The sequence below is a fragment of the Streptomyces sp. NPDC037242 genome, from assembly GCF_055604165.1.
On record NZ_JBVJUY010000006.1, the window covers coordinates 109,080 to 122,780 of the forward strand.

Annotated in this window: 9 protein-coding genes and 1 pseudogene; 4 read left to right on the forward strand and 6 right to left on the reverse strand. The window is 71.4% G+C overall.

What is annotated here, in order from left to right; translation table 11 throughout:
• A pseudogene (locus ACZ7GJ_RS09935) lies at positions 1-210 on the reverse strand (hypothetical protein); the annotation flags it as partial.
• A gap of 1,237 nt (positions 211-1,447) precedes the next feature.
• Between ACZ7GJ_RS09935 and ACZ7GJ_RS09940 the strand changes: the two are divergent.
• The 3 genes from ACZ7GJ_RS09940 (at position 1,448) to ACZ7GJ_RS09950 (ending at position 4,087) form a co-directional block, all read left to right on the forward strand.
• Positions 1,448-2,185 carry a hypothetical protein gene (locus ACZ7GJ_RS09940; protein ID WP_470750649.1) on the forward strand — a complete coding sequence of 246 codons (738 nt, stop codon included), beginning with the start codon at positions 1,448-1,450 and terminating at the stop codon, positions 2,183-2,185.
• A 124-nt stretch (positions 2,186-2,309) separates the two neighbouring features.
• Positions 2,310-2,828 carry a toxin-antitoxin system, toxin component gene (locus tag ACZ7GJ_RS09945; protein WP_470750650.1) on the forward strand — a complete coding sequence of 173 codons (519 nt, stop codon included), beginning with the start codon at positions 2,310-2,312 and terminating at the stop codon, positions 2,826-2,828.
• A 2-nt stretch (positions 2,829-2,830) separates the two neighbouring features.
• Positions 2,831-4,087 (forward strand): DUF6545 domain-containing protein, encoded by a 1,257-nt coding sequence (locus ACZ7GJ_RS09950; RefSeq protein WP_470750651.1) that lies wholly within the window; start codon positions 2,831-2,833, stop codon positions 4,085-4,087.
• Positions 4,088-4,164: 77 nt separating this feature from the next.
• Here ACZ7GJ_RS09950 and ACZ7GJ_RS09955 read toward each other — a convergent pair whose 3' ends face one another.
• From ACZ7GJ_RS09955 to ACZ7GJ_RS09970, 4 genes are all read right to left on the reverse strand, one after another.
• Positions 4,165-6,615 carry a trypsin-like serine protease gene (locus tag ACZ7GJ_RS09955; protein ID WP_470750652.1) on the reverse strand — a complete coding sequence of 817 codons (2,451 nt, stop codon included), beginning with the start codon at positions 6,613-6,615 and terminating at the stop codon, positions 4,165-4,167.
• 104 nt (positions 6,616-6,719) lie between these two features.
• Entirely contained in the window at positions 6,720-8,180 is a 1,461-nt protein-coding gene (locus ACZ7GJ_RS09960; protein ID WP_470750653.1) for an FG-GAP-like repeat-containing protein, read from the reverse strand.
• A 69-nt stretch (positions 8,181-8,249) separates the two neighbouring features.
• Positions 8,250-9,890: a trypsin-like serine protease gene (locus tag ACZ7GJ_RS09965; protein ID WP_470750654.1), complete on the reverse strand. Its 1,641-nt coding sequence runs from the start codon at positions 9,888-9,890 to the stop codon at positions 8,250-8,252.
• Between the two features lie 75 nt (positions 9,891-9,965).
• Positions 9,966-10,469 carry a hypothetical protein gene (locus ACZ7GJ_RS09970; protein ID WP_470750655.1) on the reverse strand — a complete coding sequence of 168 codons (504 nt, stop codon included), beginning with the start codon at positions 10,467-10,469 and terminating at the stop codon, positions 9,966-9,968.
• 393 nt (positions 10,470-10,862) lie between these two features.
• Between ACZ7GJ_RS09970 and ACZ7GJ_RS09975 the strand changes: the two genes are divergently transcribed.
• On the forward strand, positions 10,863-12,104 hold the full coding sequence (locus tag ACZ7GJ_RS09975; RefSeq protein WP_470750656.1) for a DUF6545 domain-containing protein: 1,242 nt from the start codon (positions 10,863-10,865) through the stop codon (positions 12,102-12,104).
• 57 nt (positions 12,105-12,161) lie between these two features.
• On the opposite strand, the gene ACZ7GJ_RS09980 is transcribed toward ACZ7GJ_RS09975, so the two are convergent.
• Positions 12,162-13,652: a trypsin-like serine protease gene (locus tag ACZ7GJ_RS09980; RefSeq protein WP_470750657.1), complete on the reverse strand. Its 1,491-nt coding sequence runs from the start codon at positions 13,650-13,652 to the stop codon at positions 12,162-12,164.
• Positions 13,653-13,701 lie beyond the last annotated feature (49 nt).

A 13,701-nucleotide genomic window follows, 5' to 3' on the forward strand; every position in this document is an offset into this window, starting at 1 on the left:
CGGCCGGGCGGGTGCGGGTGCCGTCTCGTGCGCAGGCCGGGCGGGTGCGGGTGCCGTCTCGTGCGCAGGCCGGGCGGGTGCGGGTGCCGTCTCGTGCGCAGGCCGGGCGGGTGCGGGTGCCGTCTCGTGCACGGGCCGGGCGGGTGCGGGTGCCGCCTCGTACACCGGCCGCGCGGGGCGCGTGGGGACGTCGAGCGGCTTCAACGCCACGAACTGGCTCGTCCGCTCAGCATCCCCCTCCGTCCCCCGGCCCCCACGGGGCCCTGCCTCGGACTCGGCACCGACCGGGGCCCCGGCCCCGGCACTGCCCCCAGCTCCGGCCGCGTACCCGGCCCCGGCACCGGCTCCGACCCCGGCTCCGGCCTCAGGCGTGCCCCCGGGACGTGCCCAGGCCTCGACCTCGGTCCCCGTACCGAGTCCCGCTACGTCGTCAGCCCGGGCACCGGCGGCGGCTCCGGTCCCGGGACGTGTCCCGGCTCCGACCCCCGGCCCGGCACCGAGTCCCGCCACGCCCTCAGCCAAGGCCTTGGCCTCGGGACGGGCTCCGGCCGCGCTGCTGGTGCCGGTCCCTGCTTCGGACTCGGCACCGGCCGCGATGCGGGCCGCCGCCCCGGTTATGGCCTCGGGCCTGGCACTGCCACCGGCTTCGGTACCGGCCTTGGCCTCGGGTCCAGTCCCGGCCTCGGGACCGGCACCGGCCCCGGGACGTGCCCAGGTGCCGGGCTGTGCCCCGGCAATGGCATCAGGGCTGGCACTGGCCTCGGGGCTGGCACCGGCACCGGCCGCGAGGGTGGCCCCGGCATCCGACCGGGGAGCCTCGACATGCTCGGCCTCGGGCTCGGCTGCGCCCTGGACCGCGGGCCCGACCCCTATCTCGGCCGCTGTCCTGGACGCGATTTCGGCCGCCGCCCCGACGGAGGCCCTCGTCCCGACCTCCGCTCCGGCCTCTGCTCCGGCCTCGCTTGAGGCCTGCGCCCCAGCCTCGGCTGAGGCCTGCGTCCCGGGCTCCGCTGAGGCTCCGGCCGCTGCCCCGACTGGGGCCCCGGCCTCGGCCGAGGCTCGCGTCCCGACCCCGGCCCCGGCCGAGGCCCCGGGCTCGGACGAGGTCACCGGCTTTCCGTTTTCGGAGGGGCCGCCCGTCACCGATACCGCATTCATCCCTGCGCCGCCTTGCTGTTCACACCCGGCGGCCGTGCGCCGGTTCTAGCCGATTCCGTCCGGCGCGTGCGCCGAAGCGCGGCCCGCCGACCCGGTAGATGCGGCCGCCACCAGCACCGTTCCGCGTATCGCATCCTGTGACCATTCGGTCATACTTCCGGCCCCCGGCCCCCGGCCCGCTTCAACCCGGGCTGACGGGACCCAATCCTTGGTTGCTTCCCCTTGACGGAGTGGTTACTGTCGCGAGCGCAGCAGCGTTCGTAACAGCCAGAGTCCAGCGGGAGTATGCGTGAGTGAGAAGCCCTTCGCGGACCCCACCGAGACCGTGAACCGCATCGTCCCGCTCCTCGAGCGTGCAGGACTCAAACGCGAGGACGTGCTGCGGGTCGAGGGCGAGGGCGGGCTGTCGTTCGCGTCGGGTCTGCCCGCCGCGGACGTGGAGGCGCTGCTCCGCGGAGAGCGGGTACCGCCCGCCGCGGCCGGTGCCGTCGCGTCCGACCCGGTGGAGGAGCGCCACCGCCAGGTGGTCGACCGGATCCTCTTCCTGCGCGCCACACGCCTGCGCTCCTCCCCGGACGGCAGCCGCCGGGTGTACTCGCTGGCGGAGATCGCGGGCGGCGCAGGTACGAGCGCACAGTGGCTCGACAAGATGATCAAGACGGGCAAGGCCCCGAACCTCGACCACGCGGCCGGCATCGCGGGCTTCTTCGGCGAGAAGATCGAGTTCCTGGTGGCCCCGCCCGCCGAAGCCCTGGACCGGGTCCTGCAGCAGATCCACAAGGACCTGCTCGAACGGACCGTGGAGCGTCAGGACCAAGACCTCCAGCGCCTGAAGAACACCGACCCGGCGGCCTACCTGGAGTCCGAGCTCGGAGTCGTCGGCTACGCCGCCCGCGCCCTGGCCGACGTACCCGCCGACACGGCGCAGCCCATCATCGCCTTGATCGAATCGGTTGCCCGGCGGTCGCGCGAGGAGCGTGCGCGGGAGGCCCGGGCCGCCGCGGACGGGAGTGCGGCATCGCAATGACAGGGGGCCACGGTTCGGGGGACCCGTGGCCCGCGGTGGGGTGAGCAAGTAACTCGATGCGCCAGGGGGAACTGGTGCGTCCGGTGGGAAAGACGGGTGGGACGCGGTGGGCATCTCCCGCGAAATGAAGCGGCATCGGGACGAGCTGTTCACGGGGGTGATGCGTCCGATACCGGACGCCCCGCGAGAGCTGTTCCAAGCGATATGCACTTATCTGACCGAGAGCAGCGGGCGCGAAGTCCGTCTGATGATGGAGTCCTTCCCGACCGACACGGTCAGCGGACTCTGGCTCGACATGGGGGACTACGACCTGATCGCGGTGGAGGTGAACACCTCGCCGCTGCACCAGATCGTGATCCTGGGGCACGAGCTGTGGCACCGCAAGGAAGGACGCTGCGGCCATCACGGCGTCGGAGCCGGGGCCACCGCTGCGGCGCGCACCCTCGGTGCGCGGTGGAGCCTCAGCGACGCGGTCGCGTACGTCGCCGCAGCGCGTACGGACGCCGCCCTCGACGAGGAGCGGCGCGCCGAGAAGTTCGGCCGCCTGCTGGCGGCGAAGTTCCGGCCCTACCTGGAAGGCACCCACAGCAGTACGCCCCAGGGCGGGGTGGCCGGCCGTATCTGGGCCTCCCTGGAAGGCTGACCATGCAGTCAGGCGTCAACTACTACATCCCCGCGGCCATGCTGGGCGTGGCCCTGGCGGCGAAACTGCCCGCCCTCCTGCGAGGGTGGCGCAGCCCGATGGTCCGCACGGTGAACCTGGTGATCTTCCTGCCGTGCGCGGGCTTCGTGCTGTCCGCTCCGCCCACGGTGACCCTGGTCAACCGGGTCACCGGAATCAGCAACCTCTCGGCGCTCCTCGTCCACTGCATCCTGACCGCGTACTCCTGCGCCTGCCTGGTGCTCACGGAGCACTGGCGCGGGGACTCGCGGGCGGATCTGCGTACCAAACAGCGGGTACGCGGCTGGATCCTGGGCTGCTGCCTCGTGATCGCGGCCATCGTGGTCCTGTTCTTCCTGGGGGAGGCGCCGGTCGAGCGGCCGCGGGACTTCGACACCTATTACGCGACCACCCCCTACATCGGCGAGATGCTCGTCCTCTATCTGCTCGCCTACGTCGTGGCCGCCGTTGCCACGGCAGCGATGTGCTGGAACTGGACCCTGGACATCAGCCGGAACAAGGGGCGCGGGCAGAAGAGCACGGTCGACGGCTCGCTGCGCGTCGGACTGCTCGTCCTCGTCATCGCCTCCGTGGCCAACATCATCTTCGGAGTCTTCAAGCTCACCGCCATCGCCGCCCGCTGGGCCGGCCGGGACTGGGACGTGCTCAACGACAGCCTGGCGCCCTTCATGTCGGTCAGCGGCATGATGATCGGCTTCGGGTTCCTCGTGCCGGTCTTCGGCCCCAGGCTGATCGAGCGGGTGTGGCAGCCGTTCCGCCTGATCCTCGCCCTGCGGCCGCTGTGGCGGCTCGTCCGGCACGCGGACACCGCCTCCCGCAACACGATGCTCCTGACCACGCCCTGGTACTCCGGCCCCGAACAGGTCCTGGTGTACCGGATGACCAACATCCACGACTGGATGCTGGAACTGTGCGCCTACTGCACGGACGAGGTGCGCGCTCTCGCCCACCACCGGGCCAAGGAGAGCGGCAGCACGGAGCGCGAAGCCGTGGCGATCGGGCTTGCCGCCATGTTCAAGGCGGCAGCGCACGACCGCGCGCGCAACTCGCCGGCCGATGAGGAGCAGAGCGTCCTGGCCGCCGTCGCCCTGCGTGCCGCCGAGTCGGAGTACCGCGGCCTCCTGGTCGCGATCTCCCGGGCCCTGCCGACCGCACCCGACCGGTCGGACCTGCTGGAGTGCCCCCTTGCCGCGGCCGTCGAGCGGGAGGGCACCGTCTAGTACGGCGACCTGCCGAGACCCGCCCCGCCCGCGTGGACGCGTGCGTCCTGGTGCGGGCGGCGCGGGCTGCTCGGGCGTTACTTGCGGGTGGTGGCGGTGACGTCGGTCGTTCCGGCGAGGCCGCCGGGAACTTCCTTCCACGCCGTCCACGTGCCGGGGCCGCTCATCAGGATCGAGCCCTGGACCTTGCCGCCCGCGCCGACCGTGTAGACGTGGACGTTCTTGCCGGACGCGGTGCTGGTCACACGGGTGAGGCCGGTGCCGCCGCCGTCGGTCCAGGCCTGGTTCCAGTAGCCGCTGTCGTAGTTGCCGTACTGGAGCCACAGGCCGCTGTTCGCGCCGACGATCTGGAGCTCGACGTTGTTGCCGACGAGGCTGGCGGAGATGTCCTTGACGCCGGAGGCGCCGCCGGGCAGCTCGCCCCAGCCGGTCCAGGAGCCGTTCTGGGTGTTGAGGTCGCGGCCGTAGACGCGGCCGTCGGCGACGGCGTAGAGGCGTACGCCCGTGCCGGCGGCGACGCTGGTGATGCTGGTCAGGCCGGAGGCGGAGACGTCGGCCCAGGTGTTGTTCCAGCGGCCCGCGTTGTAGTCGCCGACCTGGGTGTGCAGCGAGCCGCCCGAGCCCGCGATCTGGAGGTAGACGACGTTGTTGACGAGCGCGGCGGTGATGTCGCGGGCGCCCGCGGCGCCGCCGGGGATCTCGCCCCAGTTGGACCAGCTGTTGTTGCGGACGTCGAGGTCGCGGCCGTAGACCTTGCCGCCGGCGATGCCGTAGTACCGGACGTGGTTCTCGGCGGTGACGCTGGTCAGACGGGTGACCTCCACGCCGCCGACCTGGGCCCACTGGGCGCCGTAGGAACCGGTGGCGAGGTCGCCGTTCTGGCTCCAGAGGGTGCCCTGGCTGCCCGCTGCGAGGGAGACCTTGGTGGGCGCCGCGAAGGCGGTGGCGCTCACGTCGGCCGAGTTGGTGAGGCCGCCGGGGAGTTCCTTCCACGCCGTCCAGGTGCCGGGGCCGCTTTCGAGGGTGGCGTTCTGGATCCTGCCGCCCGCGCCGACCGCGTAGACGTTGACGCTCTTGCCGACGGGGCTGCTGCTCAGGCGGGTGAGGTTGCTGCCGCCCGCCCGGGTCCAGGCCTGGTTCCAGTAGCCGGTGTCGTAGTTGCCGTACTGCATCCAGACCGCGCCGTCGGCGCCGATGATCTGGAGCTCGACGTTGTTGCCGACGAGGCTGGCCGCGATGTCCTTGACGCCCGCAGCGCCGCCGGGCAGCTCGCCCCAGCCGGTCCAGGAGCCGTTCTGGGTGTTGAGGTCGCGGCCGTAGACGCGGCCGTCGGCGACGGCGTAGAGGCGTACGCCCGTGCCGGCGGCGACGCTGGTGACGCTGGTCAGGCCGGAGGCGGAAACCTGGGTCCAGGTGTTGTTCCAGCGACCCGCGTTGTAGTCGCCGACCTGGGTGTACAGGGACCCGTCCGCGCCCGCGATCTGGAGGTAGACGACGTTGTTGACGATCGAGGCGGTGATGTCCCGGGTGCCGGCCGCGCCGCCCGGGATCTCGCCCCAGTTGGTCCACTGGTTCGTACGGGTGTTGAGGTCGCGGCCGTATACCTTGCCGCCGGCGATGCCGTACGCGCGCAGGTACTCGCCGGAACGCGCGCTCGTGACGCGGGAGATGTCCTGGCCGTCGACCTTGCCCCAGGCCGCGCCGTACTCGCCGTAGCCGAGGTCCCCGGACTGCGACCACATGGTGCCGCCGCCACCGGCGAGCACGGAGACCTGCGAGCTGTTGCGGGGGCCGGTGGTCTGGTCGATCCACTGGCCGAGGTTGTCGGTGCGGGCGGCGACGCCGCTGGTGCGGGTCTCGGCGGCGTCGGTGCCGAGGCAGCCGCCCTGCCAGGAGCGGCTGTTGATGCCGACGAGCTCGCCGGCGGCGTTGAGGAGCGGGCCGCCGGTGTCGCCCTTGCACAGGACGTCGGTGCCCTTGCCGGTGATGGCGAGGGTCGTGGCATCGGTGGTGTTGGTGGTGAAGGTGCCGGTGTGGAGCTTGCCGGGGACCCACTCGGTCTTCGTACGCCCGAACCCGGCCGAGGCCAGGTCCGTGCCGGCCGCGGGGGCGGTGGCGGCGCGCTTGACGGGGGCGATGTCCGTGACGGGCGTGGCCAGGCGGGCCAGGACCAGGTCGCGGTCGGCGGCGCTCGCGGAGACCTCGACGATCTCGCGGGTCTGGCCGCCGGCGAAGGTCGCGGTTGCCGCCAGCGCGGGCTGTCCGGCCGTGATCGCGTCACCGGGCTTGACGGCCAGGCAGGCGGCGGCGGTCAGCACCCAGCGGGCGTTGACGAGCGTCGCGGTGCAGGCGCGGCTGGTGGCCTCGTCGCCGATGCTCAGCTTCGCGGTGTACGCGTACTGGCCGGCCTGGGCCTCGGGGCCGTTGAGGGCCTGGGCGGGGCCGGCCGAGATCAGGCCGCCGGCGACCGCCGTGGCGGTCACGAGCAGGCCGGACATCCGCGCGGAGCGCGAACGGAGAACAGACATGGACTTCCTTCTGGAGCAGGATGGAGACGGGACTGCAGACCGGACCCCGCAGCGCCGAAGGGCACTGCGGGGTCCGGCGGTGTGGTCCGCGAGAATGTGTGTGACTAGCTGCCGGGCGTGACGGGGCGGTTGAAGACGCCGTTGCCGTCGCCGGCCCAGAGCCGCAGGAGCCCGGAGCCGTCGCGGGCGGTGAGGTCGCTCTTGCCGTCGCCGGTGAAGTCACCCGCGACGGTCTGGGTGAAGTCCCAGCCGCCGGTCAGAGCCGTGGGAAGCGCGAACGCGGCGTCCTTGCCCCCGCGCCACAGCTTCAGCTGGCCGGCGCTGTTGCGGGCGGCGAGGTCGGCGAAGCCGTCGCCGGTGAAGTCACCCGCCACGGTCTGGGTGAAGTCCCAGCCGCCGGTGAGCTTGCGCGGGCGGATGAAGCTGCCCGTACCCTCGCCGGCCCAGAGGTACAGGTCTCCGGCGGCGTCGCGTGCGATGAGGTCGCTCTTGCCGTCGCCGGTGAAGTCGGCGGCGACGGTCTGCGTGAACTTCCACCCGTCGCTCAGCTTCTTGGCAGGGGTGTAGACGCCGTTGCTGTTCCCGGCCCAGAGGAACAGCTCTGCGCTGCTGTTGGCCGCGATCAGGTCGGCGAGGCCGTCACCCGTGAAGTCGGCCGCGACGGTCTCGGTGTACTTCCAGCCGCCGGTGAGCGCCCTCGCCTCGGAGAACAGGCCGGGCTTGGCGCCGGTCCGCACGCTGAGGGTGCCGTTGACGACGGTGAACAGGTCGCTGACGCCGTCGCCGTTGTAGTCGCCCGCGATGGTCGACTGCGGAGCGCCGTCGGCGGCCGCGAAGAGGACCGTGGTGATCCAGGCGCCGAGGCCGTCGGTCCGTACGGAGACGGCGCCGGTACGGGTCTCGGCCGGGTCGGTGCCGAGGCAACCACCCTGCCAGGACCTGGTGTTGATGCCGACGAGCTCGCCGGCGGCGTTCAGGAGCGGGCCGCCGGTGTCGCCCTTGCACAGGACGTCGGTGCCCTTGCCGGTGATGGCGAGGGTGGTGGCGTCGGTGGTGTTGGTGGTGAAGGTGCCGGTGTGGAGCTTGCCGGGGACCCACTGGGTCTTCGTACGCCCGAAGCCGGCGGCCGTCAGGTCGCTGCCGACCGCCGGAGCGGTGGCGGCGAGCCTGGCGGCGGCGATGCCGGTGACCGGGGTGGCGAGGCGGGCCAGGACCAGGTCACGGTCGGTACGGGGCGCCAGCTCCACGATGCCGCGGGTCTGGCCGTTGCCGAACGTGGCGGTGGTGGCCAGGGCGGGCTTGCCGGCCGGGACCTGCTGACCGGCCGCCGCGAGACAGGAGGCGGCGGTCAGCACCCAGCGCGCGTCGACCAGGACACCGGTGCAGGCACGGCTGTTGGCCTCGTCACCGATGTCCAGTTTCACCGTGTAGGCGTGCTGGCCGGTCTGGGCCTCGGGGCCGACACCCGCCTGCGCGGGACCGGCGGAGATCAGCCCTGCGGTGACCGCGGTTGCAGTGACCAGGAGGCTGGTCCTCCGCGCGGAGCGCGGACGGGAGAGAGACATGGATCTTCCTTGGGAAGGGATGGCTGCGAGTCGGCCCCGCGGCGCCAGGAGTGGAGCTAGTGCGCGGGACTAGAGGGTGCCGGCGAGGGAGATGGCGCCCAGAGTGCCGCTGGTGCCCTGCAGGTTGACCGTGCTGGTGGTGTTCCAGGTGCGGTCGGTGTGGCGGATGGTGTGCAGGACCTTGTTGTCGGCGGTGGTGACCGCGAGCTGGAGCTCGCCGTCGACGCTGCCCGCGGCGACGGACTTGGCGGTGACGGTGCCGAGTACGTCCTTCAGGTCGCCGAAGCGCTCCCAGTTGCCGTCGGCCTTGCGCATGGCGTGGTACTGGCGGGCGCCGTTGTCGGTGGCGACGACGATGTGGGCGTCGTTGCCGGTGCCGGCCATGCTCACCGAGGTGATCGGGCCGGTCGTGCCGGCGGCGTCGGTGACGTTGCCCCACTTCGCCCAGTTGCCGGTGGTGTTGCGGATGGTGTGGTAGGCCTTGCCGCCGGAGACGGCGATGACCTGGAGCTGGCCTCCGGCGCTGGCGGTGGCGACCGAGGTCACGGTGCCGATCGGACCGACGACGGGGGCGAGGTCACCGAACTTGGCCCACGTGCCGTTGGCGTAGCGCATGGTGTGGAAGACCTTGCCGTCGGCGACGGCGACGACGTGCAGGTCGTTGCCGATGGAGACGGCGGAGACCTGCGTGAGGCTGCCCAGGGAGTTGGCCACGGAGCCGATGTCGAAGAAGGCGCTCCAGGTGCCGTCCGCCTTGCGGACGGTGTGGCGCAGGGAGCCGTCGGTGGCAAGGGCCACGACGTGGGTGTCGCTGCCCATGCCGGCCACGGCCGCGGTGCGGATGCCGCCGATGCTGCCGGCCTGCGTGGTCTGGACGTCGGTGAAGCCGGTCCAGTCGCCGCCGGTCATGCGGATGCCCTGGTAGAGGGTGCTGCCGGCCTGGACGACGGTCTCGGCCTTCCAACCGGCGACCGCGGAACGGACCTGGTCGATCCAGCCACCGAGGTCGTCGGTGCGCACCGAGACCGCGCCCGTACGGGTCTCGGCCGCGTCGGTCGCGAGGCAGCCGCCCTGCCAGGACTTGCTGTTGATGCCGACGAGCTCGCCGGCGGCGTTCAGCAGCGGGCCGCCGGTGTCGCCCTTGCAGAGCACGTCGGTGCCCTTGCCGGTGATGGTCAGGGTGGTGGCGTCGGTGGTGTTCGTGGTGAACGTGCCGGTGTGGAGCTTGCCGGGGACCCACTCGGTCTTCGTACGGCCGAACCCGGCCGCCGTCAGGTCGGTTCCGGCGGCGGGCGCGGCGGTCGCGCGCTTGACACCGGCGATGCCGGTGGCCGGGGCGGCGAGGCGGGCCAGGACCAGGTCGCGGTCGGTGCGCGGGGCCAGCTCGGTGACCTCGACGGCCTTGCCGTCGGTGAGCGTGGCGATGGTCTTCAGCAGCGGCTTGCCGGCCGCGACCTGCTCGCCCGGGGTGGCCGCGAAGCACGAGGCGGCGGTGGCGAGCCAGTACGAGTCGATCAGGGTGCCGGAGCAGCCGCGGCTGTTGGTCTCGTCACCGAGGGTCAGCTTCACGGTGGAGGTGTGCTGACCGGCGGCGGCCTCGGGACCGGAGACGGCCTGGGCGGCACCGGCCGAGAACAGGCCGGCCGTGACGGTCGTGGCGCCGACGAGCAGGCCGGTTATCCGCAGGGCGTGCGAACGGGGAGCGAACATGTGGATCTTCCTTACGAACGTGACTCAGCGCATGGTGACACGCGCGGATCGGAGAGGGCTGCGTGGGTCCGGTGGTCAGCCGACGCGGAGTTCGAGGAGGATGGAGCGCTCGCCGGTGTCGCCTGCTTCGCCGAAGGGCTTGTAGTCGTTGGCGGGGGCGTCGATGACGGTCTTGTTGGTGCCGTCGGCGGTGATGGTGGCCTTGACGGGGAAGGCTTCGGTCCAGATGCCGAAGGCGTCGGGGAGCTCCAGGGTCACGTAGCCCTTGGGCGCGTTGACGTCGAAGCAGTAGAGCTTCTGGCCGGTGCGGGACTTGACGGTGATGTCGGGGGTGCCCTCGCAGGTGGTGAGGGTGATGTGGCCGTCGCCGCGCTTGAGGATGATCTGCTGCTCGGCCTGGATCTTCGCGGCGTCGGGGTAGGCGAAGTCCTCGATGGCGGTGGGCATTTCGCCGGCGGCGGCGGTGCCGGCGGTCTGCGGGCCGGCGTAGGCGACGCCGAGGGTGGTGACCGCGGTGAGCACCGTGGCGGTGCCGATGAGACCGGTGAACAGTGCCTTGCGAGCACGGGTTATCGCCATGTTTATCCCCCTGGTGCAGGAAGGGCCGAGCGCGGCGCGCAGCCCTCTGATTCAGATTCGGAGTGGTCAGCCCTTGGCCACGTGCCCCCACCGCGGGCGCAGCTCTGCGGCCGGTCCCGTGGTGACGGGATCGGGAGTGATGCGCGGGGCGAAGGCCGGTACGAATGGTCCGTGGCCTCGATCTTCCGGAGGAGACGGTAGCCGCTCAGTCCGTATCATTCAACCGCGAGTGAGGAAGGGTCAACTGTAGTTGATTCTCATACATGTCGCCCCGTTACTTTCGGCAGCCGCTGCTGTATTTGATAACTCTTGATGAGATCGTTACTGTCGCGCTGTCGGGGGACGGTGCGATGGAACGACGTATCCGGTGGACGAGAACGTGGAAGGCTGATCATGGGGGAAGGGGTCAACTTCTACGTGCCCGCGGTCGCGCTGGGCGTCGTCCTGCTGGCGAAGCTGCCCGCACTGGTGAGGGGCTGGCGCAGCCCCATGGTCCGGGCCGTGAACGCCCTGCTCGCCCTGGCCTGCGCCGCATTCGCCTTCTCCGCGCCGCCCACGATCGCGGTGGTGAACCGGTTCACCGGCATCAGCAACTTCTCGGCGCCACTGGTGTACTGCATCCTGTGCGCCTACTCCTGTGCCTGCCTGGTGCTGGTGGAGAACTGGCGCGAGGACTCCAGGGTCGAGACGCGTACCAGGCGTCGTGTCCTCAACTGGGTCCTCGCCTACGGCCTCGTGATCGTGGCCATCATCGGGTGTTTCATCGCGGGTGAGGCACCGGTGGAGCGGCCCACGGACTTCGACACCTACTACGCCACCACCCCGTTCATCGGCGAGATGCTCGTCCTCTACCTGCTCGCGCACACGGTCGCCGCCTTCGCCACCACGGTCGTGTGCTGGAGGTGGGCGCTCGACATCAGCAGGGACACCCGCGAGACCACCGTGTCCTCGGTCGGCCGGTCGCTGAAGATCGGACTGGTCTTCCTGGTGGTCGGGTTCCTCGTCAACGTCGTCTTCGGTGTGGCCAAGCTCACCGCCATCGGCGCCCGTTGGGCCGGCCGTGACTGGGACGTGGTCAACAGGATGGCAGGGTCCTTCATCTCCCTCAACGCGGGAGTGTGCATGTGCGGCTTCCTGCTGCCGGTGTTCGGACCCTGGCTGGTCGAGCGCGTGTGGCGGCCCTGGCGGACCTTCGCGGCCCTGCGCCCCCTGAGCGTTCTCGTCGGCCCGCCCGGCGGGGTCCCCGGCAAGCAGATGTCCCTCACCACGCCCTGGTACTCCAGCCCCGAGCAACTGCTGATGTACCGCCTGACCAACATCCGTGACGGCATGCTCCGACTGCGCGCGTACTGCGACGACGACGTACGCGAGGTCGGCTACCGCGAGGCCGTGGCCCAGGGGGCGTCCGAACGGGACGCTGTCGCCACCGGACTCACCGCCATGTTCGCGGTGGCGGCCGCCGACCGCGTACGCAAGTCACCCGCGGCCGAGCCCCGCAGCTCCCGGGCCGCCCTCGAACTGCGTGCGGCCGAGGCCGAGGACCGGGACCTGATGACCCGCATGGCCCGGGTCCTGGCCGCTTCGCCCGCTTCCGCCGGCCAACGGCGCCCGCTCGCCGCGGCCGACGCGCCGTAGGCCCACGGCCCGTGCTGCTTCGACGCAGCACGGGCCGAGGACTTCACCGGGCTGCGGTCACTGCCAGGTGTTGGTGTGCCAGATGGCGCCGCCCTTGCCTTCGCCGCCGTCCTTCTTGTAGACGACGAGGTTGCCGTCGTTCTGGAAGTGGGCATAGGCGCCGGGGTTGCCGAAGGTGCTGGTGGACCAGACGGAGCCGCCCTTGCCGTCGCCGCCGTCCTTCTTGTACAGAACGAAGTTGCCGTCGTTCTGCATGTCCAGGTGGCCGCCCTCACCGGCGTAGACGTTGGAGGTCCAGACTTCCTTGGCCTGGTTCTTGTCCCAGATGATGAGGCGGCCGCCCCGGTCGGCCATGAAGATCTTGTTGCCGGCGTCGACCCAGAACGGGGCCGCGTACACCCAGCCGCCGGTCATCTTGTTGGGGCGGTTCCAGGTGCCCGTCGACCAGATGGCGCCGCCCTTGCCCTCGCCGCCGTCCTTCTTGTAGACGACGAGGTTGCCGTCGTTCTGGAAGCGCAGGGAGGAGCCGCGGTTCTCGGTGCCGTTGCCGTAGGTGTTGGACGACCAGATCGAGCCGCCCTTGCCGTCGCCGCCGTCCTTCTTGTAGACGACGAAGTTGCCGTCCTCCTGCATGATCGCGTACGCGCCCGGGTTGCCGTAGGTGTTGGTCGACCAGAGCGCCGCGCCCTTACCGTCGCCGCCACTCTTGTGGTAGATCACCATGTTGCCGTCGGCCTGCATGGTCAGCTTCAGGTGCTGCCCGACGATGGTGGTGCCCGAGGCGATGGTCTGGCCGGGGCGGATGAGCAGCGGGTCGGCGGTCGCGGCGATCCAGGCGCCGAGGTCGTCGGTGCGTACGGAGACGCCGCCGGTACGGGTCTCGGCAGGGTTGCCGCCGTAGCAGCCGCCCTGCCAGGAGCGGCTGTTGATGCCGACGAGTTCGCCGGCGGCGTTCAGCAGCGGGCCGCCGGTGTCGCCCTTGCAGAGCACGTCGGTGCCCTTGCCGGTGATGGTCAGGGTGGTGGCGTCGGTGGTGTTCGTGGTGAACGTGCCGGTGTGCGCCTTGCCCGGCACCCACTCGGTCTTCGTACGCCCGAACCCGGCCGCCGTCAGGTCGGTTCCGGCGGCGGGCGCGGCGGTCGCGCGCTTGACGGGGGCGATGCCGGTGGCCGGGGCGGCGAGGCGGGCCAGGACCAGGTCGCGGTCGGCCCGCGGCACGAGCTCCACGATGGCGCTGCTCTGACCGTTGCTGAGCGTGGCGGTGGTCTTCAGTGCCGGCTGGCCGGCCGGGACCTGCTCGCCCGGAATGCTCGCGAAGCAGCTGGCGGCGGTGGCCACCCACCACTGGTCGACGATCGCGGCGGTGCAGCCGCGGCCGTTCGCGTCGTCGCCGATGGTCAGCTTCGCCGTGTAGGCGTGCTGGCCGACCGGGGCCTCGGGGCCCGCGAGGGCCTGGGCGGGGCCGGCGGCTATCAGGCCGGTGGTGACCGCGGTGGCGGTGGCGAGCAGACCGGTCATCCGCTTGGTGTGCGGACGCAGAGCAGACATGGATGATTCCTTGTGACAGAGAGCGGAGCGAGGTGGAGCGGGCTCGGGC

Coding starts and splice junctions, on each gene's coding strand:
- ACZ7GJ_RS09945 (WP_470750650.1), top strand. CDS start 2,310: ATGAAGCGGCATCGGGACGAGCTGTTCACGGGGGTGATGCGTCCGATA.
- ACZ7GJ_RS09950 (WP_470750651.1), top strand. CDS start 2,831: ATGCAGTCAGGCGTCAACTACTACATCCCCGCGGCCATGCTGGGCGTG.
- ACZ7GJ_RS09955 (WP_470750652.1), bottom strand. CDS start 6,615: ATGTCTGTTCTCCGTTCGCGCTCCGCGCGGATGTCCGGCCTGCTCGTG.
- ACZ7GJ_RS09960 (WP_470750653.1), bottom strand. CDS start 8,180: ATGTCTCTCTCCCGTCCGCGCTCCGCGCGGAGGACCAGCCTCCTGGTC.
- ACZ7GJ_RS09965 (WP_470750654.1), bottom strand. CDS start 9,890: ATGTTCGCTCCCCGTTCGCACGCCCTGCGGATAACCGGCCTGCTCGTC.
- ACZ7GJ_RS09970 (WP_470750655.1), bottom strand. CDS start 10,469: ATGGCGATAACCCGTGCTCGCAAGGCACTGTTCACCGGTCTCATCGGC.
- ACZ7GJ_RS09975 (WP_470750656.1), top strand. CDS start 10,863: ATGGGGGAAGGGGTCAACTTCTACGTGCCCGCGGTCGCGCTGGGCGTC.
- ACZ7GJ_RS09980 (WP_470750657.1), bottom strand. CDS start 13,652: ATGTCTGCTCTGCGTCCGCACACCAAGCGGATGACCGGTCTGCTCGCC.